This window comes from Roseococcus sp. SDR (assembly GCF_019083995.1).
In the GTDB taxonomy this organism is placed as follows: Bacteria; Pseudomonadota; Alphaproteobacteria; order Acetobacterales; family Acetobacteraceae; genus Roseococcus.
On sequence record NZ_JAHRCU010000017.1, the window covers coordinates 1 to 16292 of the forward strand.

Consider the following 16292-nt stretch of genomic DNA (forward strand, 5'->3'; position numbering starts at 1 on the left):
GGGCCAATGCCCTGGGCCCCGCGCTGCTGGCGAAGCTCTGCGCCGAGGCCGGCATCCCGCTGATCCAGATCAGCACGGATTATGTCTATGACGGGCTGAAGGGCGCGCCCTATCTGGAGAGCGACCTGGCCAATCCGCTCGGTGCCTATGGCCGCACCAAGCTCGCGGGCGAATGGGCGGCCTTGGCCGGCAACCCGATGACGAGCGTGCTGCGCACCGCCTGGGTGTTCAGCCCGGTGGGCAAGAACTTCGTGCGCACCATGCTGGCGGTGGGGGCGACGCGGCCCGAGCTGCGCGTGGTGGCGGACCAGCACGGCCACCCGACGGCGGCCCCGGACCTCGCGGATGCGATTGCCGGCGTCCTGGCGCGGATCCGGCAGACCGGCTGGCGGCCGGAGTATCGCGGCGTGTTCCACGCGCGGGCCGAGCAATCCACCCATTGGCACGGCTTTGCAGAGGCGATCTTCGCCGGTGCGGCGCCCTATGGCGGCCCGCAGCCGCGCGTCGTCCCGATCGCCACGCACGAGTATCCAGTGAAGGCCGTGCGCCCGGCGGATGGGCGCATGGACGGCACGAAGCTCGCAGAGACCTTCGGCGTGACACTGCCGAGCTGGCAGGCCGGGCTCGCGAGGGTGCTCAAGGCCCTGCACGCGGGCGGCTGATGCTGCCCTATCGCCTCAGCGACCTCGCCACCCCGCAGGGGGGTGCGCCCCGCGTGCTGCATGGCCTTGCCGCCCGCGCGCCGCTCACCTTCCTGCGCCGCGCGGCCGAAGTGGCCTTCGAGATCGCCCAGGCCGCCGTGCTGGACCGCGTGGCACCGCTCAAGGCCGGTCTGCGTGAAGTCTCGCCCGGGCAGGCGCCGCGTCAGGGCCGCTCCCTTGCGCTCTACCTCCATTGGTCGCCCGATGGGCGCGTCTCGCCGATGGTGCTGCGGCAATTGGCGCTTTGGCGGGAGGCGGGGTTCGACCTCGTCTTCGTCACCAATGCGCGGGACCGCCCGCCCGAAGCCGATTGGGCGGCCGTCGGCGCACAATGCCTGCTGCGCCTCCATCGCGAGAATGTCGGGCGCGATTTCGGTGGCTGGCGCGATGCGGCTGCGGTTGCGCTGGCCGAATTCGGCCCGCCGGAAGAATTGCTGCTGGCCAATGACAGCGTGCTCGGCCCCTTCCTGCCGCTGGGCCCGCTCGTGGAGGCCTGGCGCGCGGGCGGCGAGGGCCTCTTCGGCATGACCGAGAGCGAGGGGGGCGGGCCGCACCTGCAATCCTATGCCCTGCTGGCGCGCGGTGCGGCCGCCGTGAACCTGCTCGCCACGCATCTGGCCGCCTTCCGGGACAGCCGCAGCAAGTGGCGCGTGGTGCAGCAGGGCGAGATCGGCCTCTCGCGGCGCGCGCGCGCGGCCGGCCTGCGCTGCGCCGCCCTCTTCGGCTATGCGCGCCTGACCGCGCAGGTGGATGACGCGACGCGCGCGAGCCTTGGGCCACGCTTCGCGAGCCCGGCGGCCTTTGCCCGCTATCCCCTCAACCCCTGCCATCACCTCTGGCGGGTGCTGGTGGAGCGGATGGGCTTCCCCTACCTCAAGACGGAACTCATCCGCCGCAACCCAGGCCAGCTGCCCGGGGTGGAAGGCTGGCCCAAGCTCATGGGCGCGCAGGATGCGGCGCTGATCCGCGAGCATCTCGACATGATGGGCCCCTGATCAAATCGCATGCGGCTCGATTGACAGCGCCCATCCGGAGCGGCAGAGACGGGCGGCCCGCGCAGGCCCCCACCCCTTCCCGAAAGTTGTCGCGCTCCATGGCTCCGCCGGATCAGGACCATCGCATTCATCCGCTGCGCCGCGCTGTCCGGCGCCTGCCCGGGGTGCGCAAGGTCCTTCTTACGGCGCTCAAGCCCGTCATGCCGCAAGTCGGCAACCTGGTCCGCTGGCTCGAGGCGGCCGAATACACCAGCTGGTTCGAACGCTGGCAGGCCAGCACCCCAGCCGATGACGCCGCCATCCTGGCGCTGCTCGGCCCGGCGCCCGCCTCCTTCCTGGTGACACTGCCCCGCGCCGACGCCACGACGCAGGCGAGCATCGCCGGCCAGATCGGCGTGGCGGCGGAGACGCTGGAGGGCGGCACGCTGGAGGCCGCGCAGGCGCTGCGGAGCCGCTTCGTGATGCATCTCCAGCCAGGCGACCTGCTGGTGCGTCACGCGCTGGCCGAATTCGCGATCGCCGCCCGGGCCGAGCCCGCGCCGCTGGTCCTCTTCGCGGACGAGGATGGGCAGGTGATCCGCGGTGCGCGCCGGGCACCCTGGCTGAAGACCGCCTTCGACCCCGACCTGCTGCTGCAGCAACCCGCCCTTGGGCGCGCCGTGGCCTATGACACAGGGCTGCTCGCGCGGCATGGGCTGCTCGGCCTGCGCGGCCATGCGCTGATGGTGGCAGCAACCCGCGCCGCGCTGGCCGAAGCCGGCCCAGCCGCGATCCGGCACATCCCCGGCATCCTGCTGCACCGCGCGGCTGGGTGCCTGCCCCCCTGGCGCGAAGAACTGGACGTGGCTGGCGTGTCCCAGATCCTCGCCGAGGCGGGCGAGCCCGTAACGCTGGAGCCGCCGCGCAGCGGCCGCCCCGTGCCGCGTGCGACCTGGCCCCTGCCCGACCCTGCGCCGCAGGTCACCATCATCATCCCGACGCGCAACGGCCTGGCGCTGATGGAGGCCTGCCTGGAAGGTCTCCTCGACCGCACCCACTACCCGGCCTTCGACATCATCGTCTGCGACAATGACAGCGACGACCCGGCGCTGCTGCGCCGCTTCGAGGAATGGTCCCGCGATCCGCGCTTTGCCGTGCTGCCCTGCCCGGGCCCCTTCAACTACTCGGTGATCAACAACCGCGCGGCGCGCGCGGCGAAGGGCGAAATCCTGCTCTTCCTCAACAACGACACGGAGATCCGCAACGCCGGCTGGCTGCGCGAGATGGTGAGCCACGCCGTGCGGCCCGAGATCGGCGCCGTGGGCGCGCGCCTGCTCTTCCCCAGCCTGCGCGTGCAGCATTCGGGCACGGTGCTGGGCCTCGCCGGCATCGCAGGCCACGACATGCTGCACACGCCGCAGAAGAGCCATGGCCCCTATGACCTGCTGCGGCTGACGCGCCGCGTCTCGGCGGTCACCGCCGCCTGCCTCGCGGTGCGGCGCGAGGCCTTCCTCGCCGTCGGCGGCTTCGACGAGGAGGGGCTGCGCGTCGCCTATAACGACGTGGATCTCTGCCTGAAGCTGCGCGCGGCGGGCCTGCACAACCTCGTCACGCCGCATGCGGAGCTGCTGCACAAGGAGAGTGCCACGCGCGGCGACGACATGTCGCCCGCGCACAAGGCGCGCTGGCTGACCGAGCGCGCCACCATGCGCGCGCGCTGGGGCGATGCGCTGGTGACCGACCCCTATTACAGCCCGTTGCTCTCGCTTGATCCCCCGGCCCGCATCCTGACCTCCGCGCCGCGGCGCCTCGCGCCCTGGCGCGCACCGGCCGAGCAGCCGCCACTGCCGGATTGAGCCAGGGCGCGCGCCCCAGGCGGGCCTGGCGGGAGCAGGAATTCACTTGCGCCTGCCGGCCGGCGCGCCCGATCCTGCGGGCTGCAGGCTCGCGGTCGCGCCACGGCATGACCCGCATGGTCCGCGGGCGGAGCATCAGGGAGGTGCCTCGCGATGGCACAGGGCGTCAGCGACGCTTCGGAAGCCGAGGATTTCGACGGCTTCTACGAATTCGCCTGGCAGGTCCCGCAGGAGCTGACGGAGGAGGCTGCCGGCCCCTCCCCCTTCGTCACCTTCGGCTCGAAATGGGGAACCTCCCAGGCCGTCGGCACGCCGGGCGGGACCGTGACCTGGAGCCTGGTCGGCGCCGGGGTCACCACCACCTCCTTCGGCTTCTACGCCGGGGCCAGCGTCGCGCTCAGCGGCTTCCTGGGCTTTGACTTCGTCGGTGTCCTCAACCGCGCCTTCGCGGCCTGGTCGGCCATCGCGAACATCAACTTCGTGCAGGTCTTCGATGGAGGCGGCGCGGTGGGCCGCGGCACCACGGGCAGCATCCGCATCGCGGGCGGCTATATCGACGGCGATTCCGACACGCTCGCACAGGCCTTCTCCCCAGGCTCCAGCGCCATCAGCGGCGACATCGTGTTCGACAGTTCCGAGATCGATTTCTGGAATGCGGACAGCTTCCTCGCCGTGGCGACGCATGAGATCGGCCACGCGATCGGGCTGAACCACACCGCCATTCCCAACCAGCTGATGAACGCCTCCTACAACCCGGCGATCAGCACGCCCCAGTCGGACGACATCGCGGGGGCGCGCCACATCTACGGCGCGAGCGATCTCTCGGCCCGCATCAGCGACGTGACGATCACCGAGCCGGATGCGGGCGTCACCATCATGGCCTTCACGGTGACGCGGGCCTCGACCGCGCTCGAGGCGACGGTGGATTTCCGCAGCCATGACGGCAGCGCCAGCGCGGGGCGGGACTATGTGGCCGTGAGCGGCACGCTCTCCTTCGCCATGAGCGAGGCCTCGCGACGCATCGAGGTGCAGATCCTGGGCGACACCGCCCATGAGCGGAACGAGTGGTTCACGATCGAACTCACCCGCGCGACGGGTGGGGCGACGATCGCGGATGCGGTGGGCATCGGTGTCATCACCGACAATGACCCGCCCTTCACCACCGCCAATCTCTGGCTGGCCGGCTTCGGCACGCAGGGGAGCTGGGCCAGCAACAATCTGACGCCGCGCCGCCTCGCCGATGTGAATGGTGATGGCATGGCCGACATCGTGGGCTTCGCGCATGGCGGTGTCGTCGTCTCGCTCGCCGCCGGCGGGGGCACCTTCGGCCCGGCGCGGCGCGCCGTCGAGGGTTTCGGCGTGAATGGCGGCTGGCTCAGCGATTCCCTGACCCCGCGGCAGCTGGCCGATGTGGATGGTGACGGGCGGGCCGACATCGTGGGCTTCGCCCATGGCGGCGTCGTCGTCTCGCTGGCCGATGGCGCGGGCGGCTTCGGTGCGGCGCGGCTCGCCGTCGCGGGCTTCGGCGTGAATGGCGGCTGGGCCAATGACAACCTGACGCCGCGCCACCTGGCCGACGTGAATGGCGACGGCATGGCCGACATCCTGGGGTTCGGCAGCGCGGGCGTCTATGTCTCGCTGGCGACCGGCGGCGGGGGCTTCGGCGCGGCGCGGCTGGCGGTGACGGGCTTTGGCCTCAATGGCGGCTGGTTGAGCGACGATGCCGCGCCGCGTCGCCTCGCCGATGTGAATGGCGATGGCATGGCCGATATCCTGGGCTTCGGCGGTGCCGGGGTCTATGTCTCGCTCGCCACCGGGGGCGGGAGTTTCGGCGCGGCGTCGCTGCGCCTCGGCGCCTTCGGCTCGAACCCGGCGGCGGGCGGCTGGACCTCGGATGACGCCACGCCGCGCGGGCTGGGCGATGTGAATGGCGACGGCATGGCCGACATCGTGGGCTTCGGCGGCGCCGGGGCCTTCGTCGCGCTGGCGAGCGGCGCGGGCGGCTTCGAGGCGGCGGAGCTGCGGCTCAGCGCCCTCGGCTCCGCCGCGGCGGCGGGCGGCTGGCGCAGCGACGACATCTTCCCGCGCTTCGTCGCCGACACCAATGGCGATGGCCTGGCCGACCTGCACGGCCTCGGCCATCTCGGCCTCTACAGCGCCTTTTCGAACTATCCGCTCTGATCGGCCGTCAGACGCCGAGTGCCGCCAGCGGGATCACCTCCACCGCCTCGCCCTTCGGCAAAGCGGGGGCGAAGGGGGCACGCAGGATCAGGCCATCGGCCGAGGCGAGCACGGCCAGCATGGAACTGTCCTGCCGGTTCGCGGGCGTCGCGACCAAGCGGCCATCGGCGCCGGGCGCGAGGGTCGCGCGCAGATGGTCGGCGCGCTGGTCATTCTCCGGCAGGTCCACCCCGGCGATCGCCGGGACGGTCCGCGGCCCGGCATCGGGCAGGCCCTGCATGCGGGCGAGCGCGGGCAGCAGGAAGACCACGGCGCAGACGAGGGCCGAGACCGGATTGCCCGGCAGGCCCAGCACCGGCATGGCACCCAGCCGGCCCCAGATCAGCGGCTTGCCCGGGCGCATCGCGATCTTCCAGAAATCGAGCGCGAAGCCATCCTGGCCCAGCGCCTTCTGCACCAGGTCATGCTCGCCCACGCTGGCGCCGCCGGTCGTCACCAGCAGGTCATAGCCGCCGGAGCCGGCGAGTTCCGCGATGCTGCCCGCATCATCCGGCGCGATGGGCAGGATGCAGCCCTCGCCCCCGGCCGAGGCGATGACGGCGGCCAGCGCATGCGCGTTGGAACTGACGATGCCGCCCGGCGGCAGCGGCTCGCCCGGCAGCGCGATCTCATCGCCCGTGGCCAGGATCGCGATGCGCGGGCGGCGATGCACGGTGAGCCAGGGGTGGTTGGCGGCGGCGGCGAGGCCGATGTCGCGCGCCGTGAGGCGCCGCCCGGCGGGCAGCAATTCGCCACCCTCGGCGAAGTCGAGGCCACGGCGGCGGATCCAGCGGCCGGCGGCGACGCCCTCGGTGACGGTGAGGCGCGGCCCTTCCGCCTTGGCGTTTTCCTGGATCAGGATGGCGTCGGCACCGGCCGGCACGAAGCCGCCGGTGAAGATGCGCACCGCCTCGCCCGCGCCGACCTCGCCCGCGAAGGGGTGCCCCGCGGGGGCGGCGCCGGTGATGGTGAGCGTCGCACCCGTCACCGCATCGGCCGCGCGCACCGCATAGCCATCCATGGCCGAGACATCGGCGGGCGGCTGCGTCAGCCGCGCCACCACGGGGCGCGCCAGCACGCGGTTCCAGCCGCCGCCGAGCGGCACCGTCTCCGGCCCCGTGGGCCGGATGGCGGCGAGAATGCGCTGCCGGGCGTCCTCGAGCGGGATCACGGCGCCGCTTCGAAGCGGCCCGACTTGCCGCCCTCCTTCAGGGCCAGGTGGATGCCCTCGATCCGCATGCCACGATCCACCGCCTTCACCATGTCATAGACGGTGAGTGCTGCGACGCTGACCGCGGTCAGCGCCTCCATCTCCACGCCGGTGCGGCCGGTGACGCTGACCTGCGCCTCGATCTCGACCGTGTCGGGCTGCGCGATGGTGAGGTCCACGCGCACCTTGGTGAGCATGAGCGGATGGCAGAGGGGGATGAGGTCGCTGGTCTTCTTCGCCGCCATGATGCCGGCGAGGCGCGCGACGCCCAGCACATCGCCCTTCCCCGCCTTGCCTTCCGCGATCAGCGCCAGCGTCGCGGGCGCCATGACGATGCGCCCGCGCGCGATGGCGAGGCGCTCGGTCTCGGGCTTGCCCGCCACATCCACCATGGCGGCGCGGCCGGCTTCGTCGAAATGGGTGAGTGAAGACATTTTTATGCCCTCAGACGCGTGGCTTGGCGCATGCCTGCGGCATGACGGGCGGCGGCTCCGCCGCCTTGCCTTCGCCGCGCGGCGGTTGCGCCAGGTTGAAAGGTCGGTTGGGCGGCGCCGGCCGCCTTCGCGGCCGGATTCTCCGTGCCAGCGTCCGTGTTGCGGGTCACGGCCCGAGCAAGGCGCGCGTCGCTTCCGCCACGTCCGGCTGGCGCATCAGATGCTCGCCCACCAGCACGCAATAGGCGCCGGCGGCGGCCATGCGGCGGAGGTCGGCCGGCGTGCGCAGCCCGCTCTCGGCGACCGGGATGCGGTCGGCCGGGACCATGGGGATGAGCTCCTCGCTGGTCGCGAGGTCGGTGACGAGCGTCTTCAGGTTGCGGTTGTTCACGCCGATGAGGCGCGTCTGCAGGCCGAGCGCCCGCTCCATCTCGCGCGCATCATGCACCTCCGCCAGCACCGCCATGTCGAGGCTGCGGGCGATGTCCTCCAGCTCATGCGCCTGGTCGTCGCTGAGCGCCGCCATGATCAGCAGGATGGCGTCCGCGCCCATCGCCCGGGCCTCGAAGACCTGGAAGGGGTGGATCATGAAGTCCTTGCGCAGCACGGGCAGCGCACAGGCGGCGCGGGCGGCCATCAGGTCCTCCGGGCGGCCCTGGAACCACTTGGCATCGGTCAGCACGGAGAGGCAGGCGGCACCCGCGCTCTCATAGGCCTGGGCCAGCGCCGCAGGCTCGAAGGGGTCGCGGATCAGGCCGCCGGAGGGCGAGGCGCGCTTGATCTCGGCGATCAGGCCGGTGCGGCCCTCGCCGATGCGGGCGCAGAGCGCGCCGGTGAAGTCGCGCGGCGCATCCTGGTCGAGCGCGCGCTTCTCCATCTCGGCGAGCGGCGTCGCGGCCATGCCGGCGGCAACCTCCTCCGCCTTGTCCCGCAGGATGCGGGCGAGGGTATCGGAGAGCCCCGCATCGGGGATCACATCAACAGTCATTCGGGAAGAGCCTCGGAGGTCGCACGGCGGAGACGGAGGAGAACATCCAGAGCGCGCCCGCTGTCAATGCTCTCGGCCGCCAGCGCCACGCCGGCGCGCAGCTCCGCCACGCGGCCGGCCACCAGGAGCGCGGCCGCGGCGTTGAGCAGCACCATGTCCCGGTAGGCGCCCGGCTGGCCTTCCAGCAGCGCCACCAGCGCGGCGGCATTCTCGGCCGGTTCGCCGCCCTTGATTGCCTCGATCGGCCAGAGAGGCAGGCCGGCCTCCGCCGGTGTCACGGTGAAACGGCGCGTCTTGCCGGCGAGAAGCTCCACCACCTCAGAGGGGCCGGAGATCGCCAGTTCATCCATGCCCTGGCCGTGCACGACCCAGGCGGCCTCGGTGCCGAGGCGGCCCAGCGCCTCGGCCATGGGCTGCAGCCATTCGGCCGAGAAGGCGCCGGTCATCTGCCGCTTCACCCGGCCCGGATTCGCGAGCGGCCCCAGCAGGTTGAAGATGGTGCGCGTGCCAAGCTCCACGCGCGCGCCACCGGCATGGCGCAGCGCCGAATGGTGGCGGGGCGCCAGCAGGAAGACCATGCCGGCCTCGCGGATCACGTCGGGCAGGCGCTCCAGCGGCACGTCGAGGTTCACGCCGAGCGCGCCCAGCGCATCCGCCGCACCGGATTTCGAGGAAAGCGCGCGGTTGCCGTGCTTCGCCACCGGCACGCCGGCGCCCGCCACCACCATGGAGGCGGTGGTGGAGATGTTCAGGCTGCCCGAGGCATCGCCGCCCGTGCCGACCACGTCGATCGCATCGTCCGGCACGTCCACCGGGATCATGCGGGCGCGCATGGCGCGCACGGCGCCGGTCATTTCGGCCACCGTCTCGCCGCGCACGCGCATGGCCATGAGCATGCCCGCGATCTGCGCGGGAGTGGCCTCGCCCGCCATGATGATGCCAAAGGCGGCCTCGGCCTCGCTCTCGGCCAGGCGTTCCCCCGCGGCGAGGCGGGCCAATACGGGTTTGAGGCCGTTCATCCGGACTGTGTGACCTTTTCTTCCTGGCGCGATGCGTCCCTCCTTATAGGGCGCATGGCGGTCTGGCCCAAAATGGGCCATAGGAGGCCATGGCGTCGAATCCGCTTCCTGATGCGACGGGCAGCCCCCGTTCGCGCGGCGGTTTGTCGCGGCCTGCCTCCTGCGGCAGGGCGATTCCCACCGCCCCCCCTTTGCTGTAGGTTGTGTGCGTGCGGAACCTTATTCTGATCGGGCTGGGAGTGGCGGCGGCCGCGGGATTGGGTGGCGCCGCCTGGTGGGTGCGCGAACCCGCGCCGCAGGCCGTGGGCGTGGCCGCTGCACCGCCCCTGCCGGACAACCTGCCCCTGCCGCCCGAAATGCCGCGCCTGGCCGACGGGGCTGATTATGACCGCTGCCTCTCCCTTCTGCGGGACGACCCGGACGAGGCGATGCGCTTCGCCCAGGCCTGGGACGCGACGGGCGGCGGCGATGGTGCCCGGCATTGCATCGCCCTCGCCCTGCTCGGCCTGGGCGAGCCCGACCGCGCGGCCGACCGGCTGGAGCGCCTGGGCTCCTCAAGCCGCGCCAGCAGCCTCGCGCGCGCCGCCGTCTTCGGCCAGGCCTCCCAGGCCTGGATGATGGCGGGCGACCCGAACCGGGCCTTCGCGGCCGTCACCATCGCGCTGACGCTCGCGCCCCAGGATGTCGAGCTGCTGGTGGATCGCTCTGTGGTCCTGGCCTCGATGCAGCGCTATCGTGAGTCGATCGAGGATCTCGATTCCGCCCTGGCGCTGGAGCCAGACCGCGCCGAAGCCTGGGTGCTCCGCGCCGCGGCCCTTCGCCACCTGGAGCGCGTGGACCAGGCCTTCGTGGCCGTGGAGCGCGCCCTGGTGCTGACGCCCGACAACCCCGAGGCACTGCTGGAACGCGGCATCCTGCGCCAGTTGCGCGGCGACGTGACGGGCGCGCGCAACGACTGGCAGCGCGCCATCCAGCTGGCGCCGGACAGCATGGCGGCCGACCTTGCCGCGCAGAACATCCAGCTCAATGAACTGGGGCCGCAGCGGCGTTAGACCCGCCGCCGATCGGACTACTTCTCCATCAGCCGAGGCATCAGCTCGACGAGGTTGCAAGGCCGGTGCCGCGCATCGAGCTGCCAGACCAGGATGTCGTCCCAGGCGTCCTTGCAGGCGCCTGTGCTGCCCGGCAGCGCGAAGATGTAGGTCCCCTGCGCCACGCCACCCAACGCGCGGGATTGCATGGTTGAGGTGCCGATCTTCTGGTAGCTTAGCATGCGGAAGAGCTCGCCGAAGCCCTCGATTTCCTTCTCCATGACGCGCTTGAAGGCCTCGGGCGTCACGTCGCGGCCGGTGATGCCGGTGCCGCCCGTGGTGATCACGCAATCCACCATGGGGTCGGCGATCCAGGCGCGCAGTTGCGCCTCGATCAGGTCGGCTTCGTCGCGAAGGATCTCGCGCGCGATGCAGCGATGGCCCGCGGCCTCGATGCGCGATTGCAGGGTCTCGCCCGAACGGTCGGTGCTGAGGTCGCGCGTGTCGCTCACCGTCAGCACGGCGATGTTCACGGGGAGGAAGGTGCGGCTGGGGTCGATCGGCATGTCGATCAATTGGACCGGGCCGAGGTCATGCGCAACATGGCCGTGACCTCTTCGACGCTGGCGAAGCTCGGGAAGCCGCCGCCCGCGATCTGGTCGAGCGAGGGCGTGGGCAGGCCCAGGCGATGGGCGTAGATCCAGCTGAAGGTCAGCACGCGCGTGACGAAGCTGCGCGTCTCATGCACCGGGATGCTCTCGATGAAGAGCAGCGGGTCGGCGCGGCGCTGGGCGGCCGGCAGCCAGCGGTTGAGGTTGCCGGGGCCCGCATTGTAGGCGGCCAGCAGCCGGATCAGGTCACCCCGCACCGCATCATGCCGCGCCAGGTAATGCACGTAGCGCTGGCCGAGCTCGAGGCTCAGCCCCGGATCATGCAGGCGCGTCACCGCCTCGCCGCGCAGCGAGGGGTCGTTGGCGACATAGCTGGCCGTCGCCGGCATGAGCTGCATGATGCCGCGCGCCCCGGCGCGGCTGACCGCGCTGGAATCGAAGCGGCTCTCCTGCAGCGCAAGCGCGTAGAGCAGCGAGGGGTCCATCCGGAAGCCGCCATTGGGCAGCAGCACGGGCAGCGGATAGCGCGCGCCATCCCGCGCGCGGCCATCCTCGAGCTGCGCGGCCGTCGCCACCTGGGCGGCGAGGCCCGGCATGTTGGCCTGCTGCGCGACGGCAAGGATGCCCTGCGTCACCGACGGGTTGTTGCGCGTGCGGCGCTGGAGCAGGCGAAGCTCGGCCTCGGCCCGCTCGCGCTGGCCGACCTGCAGGAGGGCCAGCGCACGCCAGCCGCCCGCTGTCTCGGCCAGCCCCTGGGCGCGGGCTTCGTTGGCCACGTCACGCTCCCAGACCAGTCCGGGCGGAAGGCCCAGGCTGCGGCGGGCGATCATGCCATGGAAGGTGCGTGGCTCCTGCGCGGCCTGGAGCATCCAGGGCACGTATTGCGCGGGGCGGCGGGCGCGGACGGCGGCGCGCGCGGTCCAGAAGGCGGCGGCGGCGCGCAGCGTGGGCGGCGCCTGCTCGTTGCGGGCCGCGCGCTCGAAGGCGTGGTAGGCGCTTTCGTAATTCTGCATGCCCCAGGCCGAAAGCCCGGCCTGGTAGGCGAGGGTCGCGTTCTGCGGCGCGAGGCGCAGCCCCTCCTGCGCGATGCTCCAGGCCTCGGCATCGCGCCCCTGGCGGAACAGGGATTGCGCGAGATCGGCCTTGAGATGGCCAAGATAGGCGTTGGACAGGCCGCGCCGGGCGCGGATCAGCGTCAGGGCGGCATCGAGATTGCCCTCGTTGATCCGCGCCTGGACAGCGCGTTCGAGGGCCGCGTCCCGCGTGAAGCTGGTCTCGGCCGGCGCGCGTTCCTCGGGCAGAAGATCCGCCATGGTTTCTGGCTGGCTGGGCGGCGGCGGAGCGGCTGCGCCGCGCGGCAGCAGGCGCAGCAGCGCCTCATGCAGCAGGGGCGCGTCGGGCAGGTCGGCGAAATCGGCGAGCCATGCCTGGAGTTCGTTGAGGCTGGGCTCGCCGCGATTGTAGCGGTCGGCCAGCAGGTGGCCCATCAGGCGGCGGTCATCCAGGCCCGCAGCCTCGCGGATGGCGGCCGGGATGTCGCCGCGGGCCTGGGCCTCGAAGGCCCGGCGCATGCGCGCGGCATCGGCCTGCCCCATGGGCTGTGGCAGGCCCACGGGCATGGCGGGACCCGGGGGCGTTCGTGTCCGCACCTGGAAAGGGGCGGTCTGGTCTTGGGCCCGCTGGGCGGTGGCCGGGCTGAACCCGGCGCCGAGGCAGAGAAGGCCGGCAATAACGCCGGGCAGGGTGCGGGCCATGGGGCGCAGCGCTCGCATGACGAGGCACCCCTAACCCAAGCTCCGCCGGTAAAGCAAGTGTTGATTTTCCAGGACGCCCTTTATCGGCTTCGTACGGGACAATCCTGACGTTAAGGTTTTTCCTTTGCCCCAATGCCGCCATCATTCATGGCGCGCTGCAACATCAGCAGATCCGCCCACGCATCACGCTTGGCGATGGGGTTGCGGAGGAGATAGGCTGGATGAAGGGTCGGCATCGCCATCAATACTTTATCTCCAAGTATTGATACTTGGTGCCAGCGGCCACGCAGGCGGGTGATGCCCTCCCGCGACTGAAGAATCCCCTTGGCCGCGACACCGCCCGCCAGCACCAGCAGGCGCGGCCGGGCCAGCGCGACATGGCGCAGCACGAAGGGCAGGAAAAGCGAGATCTCGGCATCGGTCGGCGTGCGGTTGCCGGGCGGGCGGAAGGGCAGGATGTTGGTGATGTAGAGGCTCTCGGCACGGTTCAGCCCGATGCTCGCGAACATGCGGTCCAGCAGCTGGCCGGAGGCGCCGACGAAAGGCTTGCCCTGACGGTCTTCCTCGGCGCCCGGCGCCTCGCCGATCACCATGACCGGCGCGCCGGGGATGCCGTCGCCGAAGACGAGATTCGTCGCGGTCTCGCGCAGCGGGCTGCCGGTGAAGCCGGCCATCGCGTCGCGAAGTTCGTCGAGCGTGCTGGCCTTCTCGGCCAGCGCGGCGGCCGCCTCGCCATGCGGGGTGGCCTTGCGCGCGACCGGAGCGGCCGCGCCGCGCACAGGCTCGGGCCCGCGTTCGGGCGCGGGTGCCGGCGGCGGTGCGGTGCGGCGCGCGCGCGGCGCCGCCTCCTCCAGGATCGCCTCATCGGCGCCCATGGCGATCTGCCATCGGAGGCTGGCCAGCAGCGCGTGATGCTCGGAATGAGACGCCATGCTGTCTTTCTACCGTGTCATGCGGGTTCCGCGAAACGGGCGCCTCGTCTAGGTTCGCGCCTCACGGAATTTGCCGCGAAGGGTGGTCGGGATGAGCGAAGAACGCGAAGCGATGGAATTCGATGTGCTGATCATCGGCGCCGGCCCGGCGGGCCTGGCCGCCGCGATCCGCCTGAAGCAGCTCAACCCCGAGATGAGCGTCTGCGTCGTCGAGAAGGGCGGCGAGGTCGGCGCCCATATCCTCTCGGGCGCCGTGCTCGAGCCCCGCGCGCTGGACGAGCTGATCCCCGACTGGCGCGAGGACCCGCCGGCCCTCGCCACCCCCGCCGGCGAGGACCGCTTCATGCTGCTGACGGAGACCAAGGCCTTCAAGCTGCCGACGCCGCCGCAGATGCACAATGAGGGCAACTACATCGTCTCGCTTGGCAATGTGGCGCGCTGGCTGGGGGCCAAGGCCGAGGCGCTCGGCGTGGAGATCTATCCGGGCTTCGCGGCGTCGGAGACCATCATCGAAGAAGGTGTGGTCAAGGGCGTCGTCGCCGGCGTCATGGGCATCGTGAAGGACGGCACCAAGGGCCCCGACTACCAGCCGGGCATGGAGCTGCGCGCGACCACGACGCTGTTTGCCGAGGGCTGCCGCGGCAGCCTGACCAAGAAGCTCTTCGAAACCTTCAACCTCCGTGCCGACTGCCAGCCGCAGACCTATGCCATCGGCATCAAGGAGCTGTGGGAGATCCCGAAGGAGAACCACACGCCCGGCCTGATCTGGCACAGCGCAGGCTGGCCGCTGCCCAGCGACACCTATGGCGGCTCCTGGCTCTACATGTTCGGCGAGAACCTGGTGAGCGTGGGCTTCGTGGTCGGCCTCGACTATCCGAACCCCTGGCTCTCCCCTTTCGAGGAGTTCCAGCGCTTCAAGCACCACCCGGCCGTCGCTCCCATGCTGAAGGGCGGCAAGCGCATCGCCTATGGCGCGCGTGCGCTGAACGAGGGTGGCTTCCAGTCCATCCCGAAGCTGACCTTCCCGGGCGGCGCGCTGATCGGCGACACGGCGGGCTTCCTCAACGTGCCCAAGATCAAGGGCACGCATCTCGCGATGAAGTCCGGCATGGTGGCGGCCGAGGCGATCGCGGGCGAAGGGATCGAGGCCTATCCCGACCTGCTGCGGCAATCCTGGCTCTGGTCCGAGCTCGAGGGCGTGCGCAACATCCGCCCCGGCTTCGCCAAGTTCGGCTTCTGGGGCGGCATGGTGAATGCGGCGCTCGACACCTACGTCTTCAAGGGCAAGGCGCCGTGGACGATGGGGCACCACCATGACCACAGCCAACTCAAGGCCGCGGCGGACGCGCCGCGCATCGCCTACCCCAAGCCGGATGGCGTGCTGAGCTTCGACCGCCTCTCCTCGGTGTTCCTCTCGAACACCAACCACGAGGAGAACCAGCCCGCGCACCTGGTCCTGCGCGACCCGGGCAAGTGGCTGGGCGAGAACTGGGAGCGCTTCGCGAGCCCGGAGAGCCGCTACTGCCCGGCCGGCGTCTATGAGGCGGTCGGCATCGAGGAGGGCAAGCCCGCTCTTGTCATCAACGCTCAAAATTGCGTCCATTGCAAAACCTGCGACATCAAGGACCCGTCGCAGAACATCGACTGGAAGACGCCCGAGGGGGGTGGCGGCCCCAATTATCCCGGAGGGATGTAGCGCATGGCCGATGCCAAGACGGACGCACGCAGCGACGCGGAGAAGATCAACGCCTTCCTGCCCAAGCGCGGCGCGCAGGGCCCCTGCTCCGCTTGCGGGCAGAATGCCTGGACGCTGGTGGGCGGGGCCGGATGGTCCGTCACCCTGCCGATGATCGACGAGGCGGGGACCATCCCTTCCGCGCCGCCGCATGTGCCGGTCTATGCACTGGTCTGCAACAATTGCGGCAACCTCCGCCTGCACGCGCAGCGCGTGGTGGATGCCGAGGAGGGATCCTGATGCTCGACCGTTTCGCGCCCTATGGGCTCAGTGTGCTGCGCATCGTGGCGGGGCTGCTGTTCTTCCTGCACGGGCCGCAGAAGCTGATCGGCTTCCCGCCCTCGCCGCGCCCCTCGCCGGACCTCTTCTCCATGCTGGGTGCTGCGGCGACGCTCGAGACGATCGGCGGCGCGCTGCTCATCATCGGCCTCTTCACCCGGCCCGTCGCCTTCGTCATGTCGGGGCTGATGGCCTTCGCCTACTTCATCGGCCATGCGCCGCGCAGCTTCTGGCCGACGAGCAATGGCGGGGATGCGGCGATCCTCTTCTGCTTCCTCTTCCTCTATCTCGTCTTCGCCGGCCCCGGCCCCTGGAGCCTGGACGCGCGCCGCAAGTCATGACCCTCCCGGCATGAGCCTGATCTCCCTCCTGAGGCAGGGCATGGTGCTCTCGCTCGGCTGGGTGGTCTGCGCCGCCATGGCGCTGACGCATTACGGCTTCCTCTGGGCGCTGCTGCTGCTCATCCTCTGGGCCGCGCTGCTGGTTCGATTCCAGCGCAGCACGGTCGAGCACGCCAAGGCCATCGCCGCCAAGCTTGAAGGTTAGAA

General features: G+C 71.1%; 16 protein-coding genes. 9 read left to right on the forward strand and 7 right to left on the reverse strand.

The window, feature by feature from the left end:
* From KTR66_RS17720 to KTR66_RS17735, 4 genes are all read left to right on the forward strand, one after another.
* On the forward strand, positions 1 to 662 hold a 662-nt coding region (locus tag KTR66_RS17720), incomplete at its 5' end, for a sugar nucleotide-binding protein (protein WP_213614848.1).
* Positions 662 to 1696 (forward strand): hypothetical protein, encoded by a 1035-nt coding sequence (locus tag KTR66_RS17725; RefSeq protein ID WP_213614849.1) that lies wholly within the window; start codon positions 662 to 664, stop codon positions 1694 to 1696. The genes KTR66_RS17720 and KTR66_RS17725, both read left to right, overlap by 1 nt.
* A gap of 98 nt (positions 1697 to 1794) precedes the next feature.
* On the forward strand, positions 1795 to 3531 hold the full coding sequence (locus KTR66_RS17730; protein ID WP_213614851.1) for a glycosyltransferase: 1737 nt from the start codon (positions 1795 to 1797) through the stop codon (positions 3529 to 3531).
* A 153-nt stretch (positions 3532 to 3684) separates the two neighbouring features.
* A complete protein-coding gene (locus KTR66_RS17735; protein ID WP_213614853.1) occupies positions 3685 to 5712 on the forward strand; it encodes an FG-GAP-like repeat-containing protein in 2028 nt (675 codons plus the stop codon).
* A gap of 7 nt (positions 5713 to 5719) precedes the next feature.
* Here the strand turns inward: KTR66_RS17735 and glp are convergent, their stop codons facing one another.
* The 4 genes from glp to trpD all read right to left on the reverse strand — a co-directional run bounded on the left by glp (position 5720) and on the right by trpD (position 9402).
* Positions 5720 to 6922, reverse strand: coding sequence for a gephyrin-like molybdotransferase Glp (gene glp / locus KTR66_RS17740; RefSeq protein WP_213614855.1), 1203 nt, complete (start codon positions 6920 to 6922; stop codon positions 5720 to 5722).
* Complete coding sequence (gene moaC / locus KTR66_RS17745; RefSeq protein WP_213614857.1) at positions 6919 to 7395, reverse strand: cyclic pyranopterin monophosphate synthase MoaC; 477 nt, start codon at positions 7393 to 7395, stop codon at positions 6919 to 6921. The genes glp and moaC overlap by 4 nt, the downstream gene beginning before the upstream one ends.
* Positions 7396 to 7561: 166 nt before the next feature.
* The gene (gene trpC / locus KTR66_RS17750; protein WP_213614859.1) at positions 7562 to 8383 is read right to left on the reverse strand and encodes an indole-3-glycerol phosphate synthase TrpC; all 822 of its coding nucleotides are present in this window, start codon (positions 8381 to 8383) and stop codon (positions 7562 to 7564) included.
* Positions 8380 to 9402 carry an anthranilate phosphoribosyltransferase gene (gene trpD / locus KTR66_RS17755; protein ID WP_213614861.1) on the reverse strand — a complete coding sequence of 341 codons (1023 nt, stop codon included), beginning with the start codon at positions 9400 to 9402 and terminating at the stop codon, positions 8380 to 8382. The genes trpC and trpD overlap by 4 nt, the downstream gene beginning before the upstream one ends.
* Positions 9403 to 9611: 209 nt before the next feature.
* Between trpD and KTR66_RS17760 the strand changes: the two genes are divergently transcribed.
* Positions 9612 to 10454: a tetratricopeptide repeat protein gene (locus KTR66_RS17760; RefSeq protein WP_371819160.1), complete on the forward strand. Its 843-nt coding sequence runs from the start codon at positions 9612 to 9614 to the stop codon at positions 10452 to 10454.
* 17 nt (positions 10455 to 10471) lie between these two features.
* On the opposite strand, the gene moaB is transcribed toward KTR66_RS17760, so the two are convergent.
* From moaB to KTR66_RS17775, 3 genes are all read right to left on the reverse strand, one after another.
* A complete protein-coding gene (gene moaB / locus KTR66_RS17765) occupies positions 10472 to 10999 on the reverse strand; it encodes a molybdenum cofactor biosynthesis protein B (protein WP_213614863.1) in 528 nt (175 codons plus the stop codon).
* 5 nt (positions 11000 to 11004) lie between these two features.
* Positions 11005 to 12663: a lytic transglycosylase domain-containing protein gene (locus KTR66_RS17770; RefSeq protein ID WP_213614865.1), complete on the reverse strand. Its 1659-nt coding sequence runs from the start codon at positions 12661 to 12663 to the stop codon at positions 11005 to 11007.
* 245 nt (positions 12664 to 12908) lie between these two features.
* Positions 12909 to 13730 (reverse strand): uracil-DNA glycosylase, encoded by an 822-nt coding sequence (locus KTR66_RS17775; RefSeq protein WP_213614867.1) that lies wholly within the window; start codon positions 13728 to 13730, stop codon positions 12909 to 12911.
* 91 nt (positions 13731 to 13821) lie between these two features.
* Between KTR66_RS17775 and KTR66_RS17780 the strand changes: the two genes are divergently transcribed.
* Genes KTR66_RS17780 through KTR66_RS17795 form a run of 4 tightly spaced genes read left to right on the forward strand, consistent with a single transcriptional unit; the run spans position 13822 to position 16290 of the window.
* Positions 13822 to 15426 carry an electron transfer flavoprotein-ubiquinone oxidoreductase gene (locus KTR66_RS17780; RefSeq protein WP_213614869.1) on the forward strand — a complete coding sequence of 535 codons (1605 nt, stop codon included), beginning with the start codon at positions 13822 to 13824 and terminating at the stop codon, positions 15424 to 15426.
* Positions 15427 to 15429: 3 nt separating this feature from the next.
* Positions 15430 to 15705: a hypothetical protein gene (locus tag KTR66_RS17785; protein WP_213614871.1), complete on the forward strand. Its 276-nt coding sequence runs from the start codon at positions 15430 to 15432 to the stop codon at positions 15703 to 15705.
* The gene (locus KTR66_RS17790; RefSeq protein ID WP_213614873.1) at positions 15705 to 16085 is read left to right on the forward strand and encodes a DoxX family protein; all 381 of its coding nucleotides are present in this window, start codon (positions 15705 to 15707) and stop codon (positions 16083 to 16085) included. The genes KTR66_RS17785 and KTR66_RS17790 overlap by 1 nt, the downstream gene beginning before the upstream one ends.
* Positions 16086 to 16095: 10 nt before the next feature.
* On the forward strand, positions 16096 to 16290 hold the full coding sequence (locus KTR66_RS17795; RefSeq protein ID WP_213614875.1) for a hypothetical protein: 195 nt from the start codon (positions 16096 to 16098) through the stop codon (positions 16288 to 16290).
* Positions 16291 to 16292 lie beyond the last annotated feature (2 nt).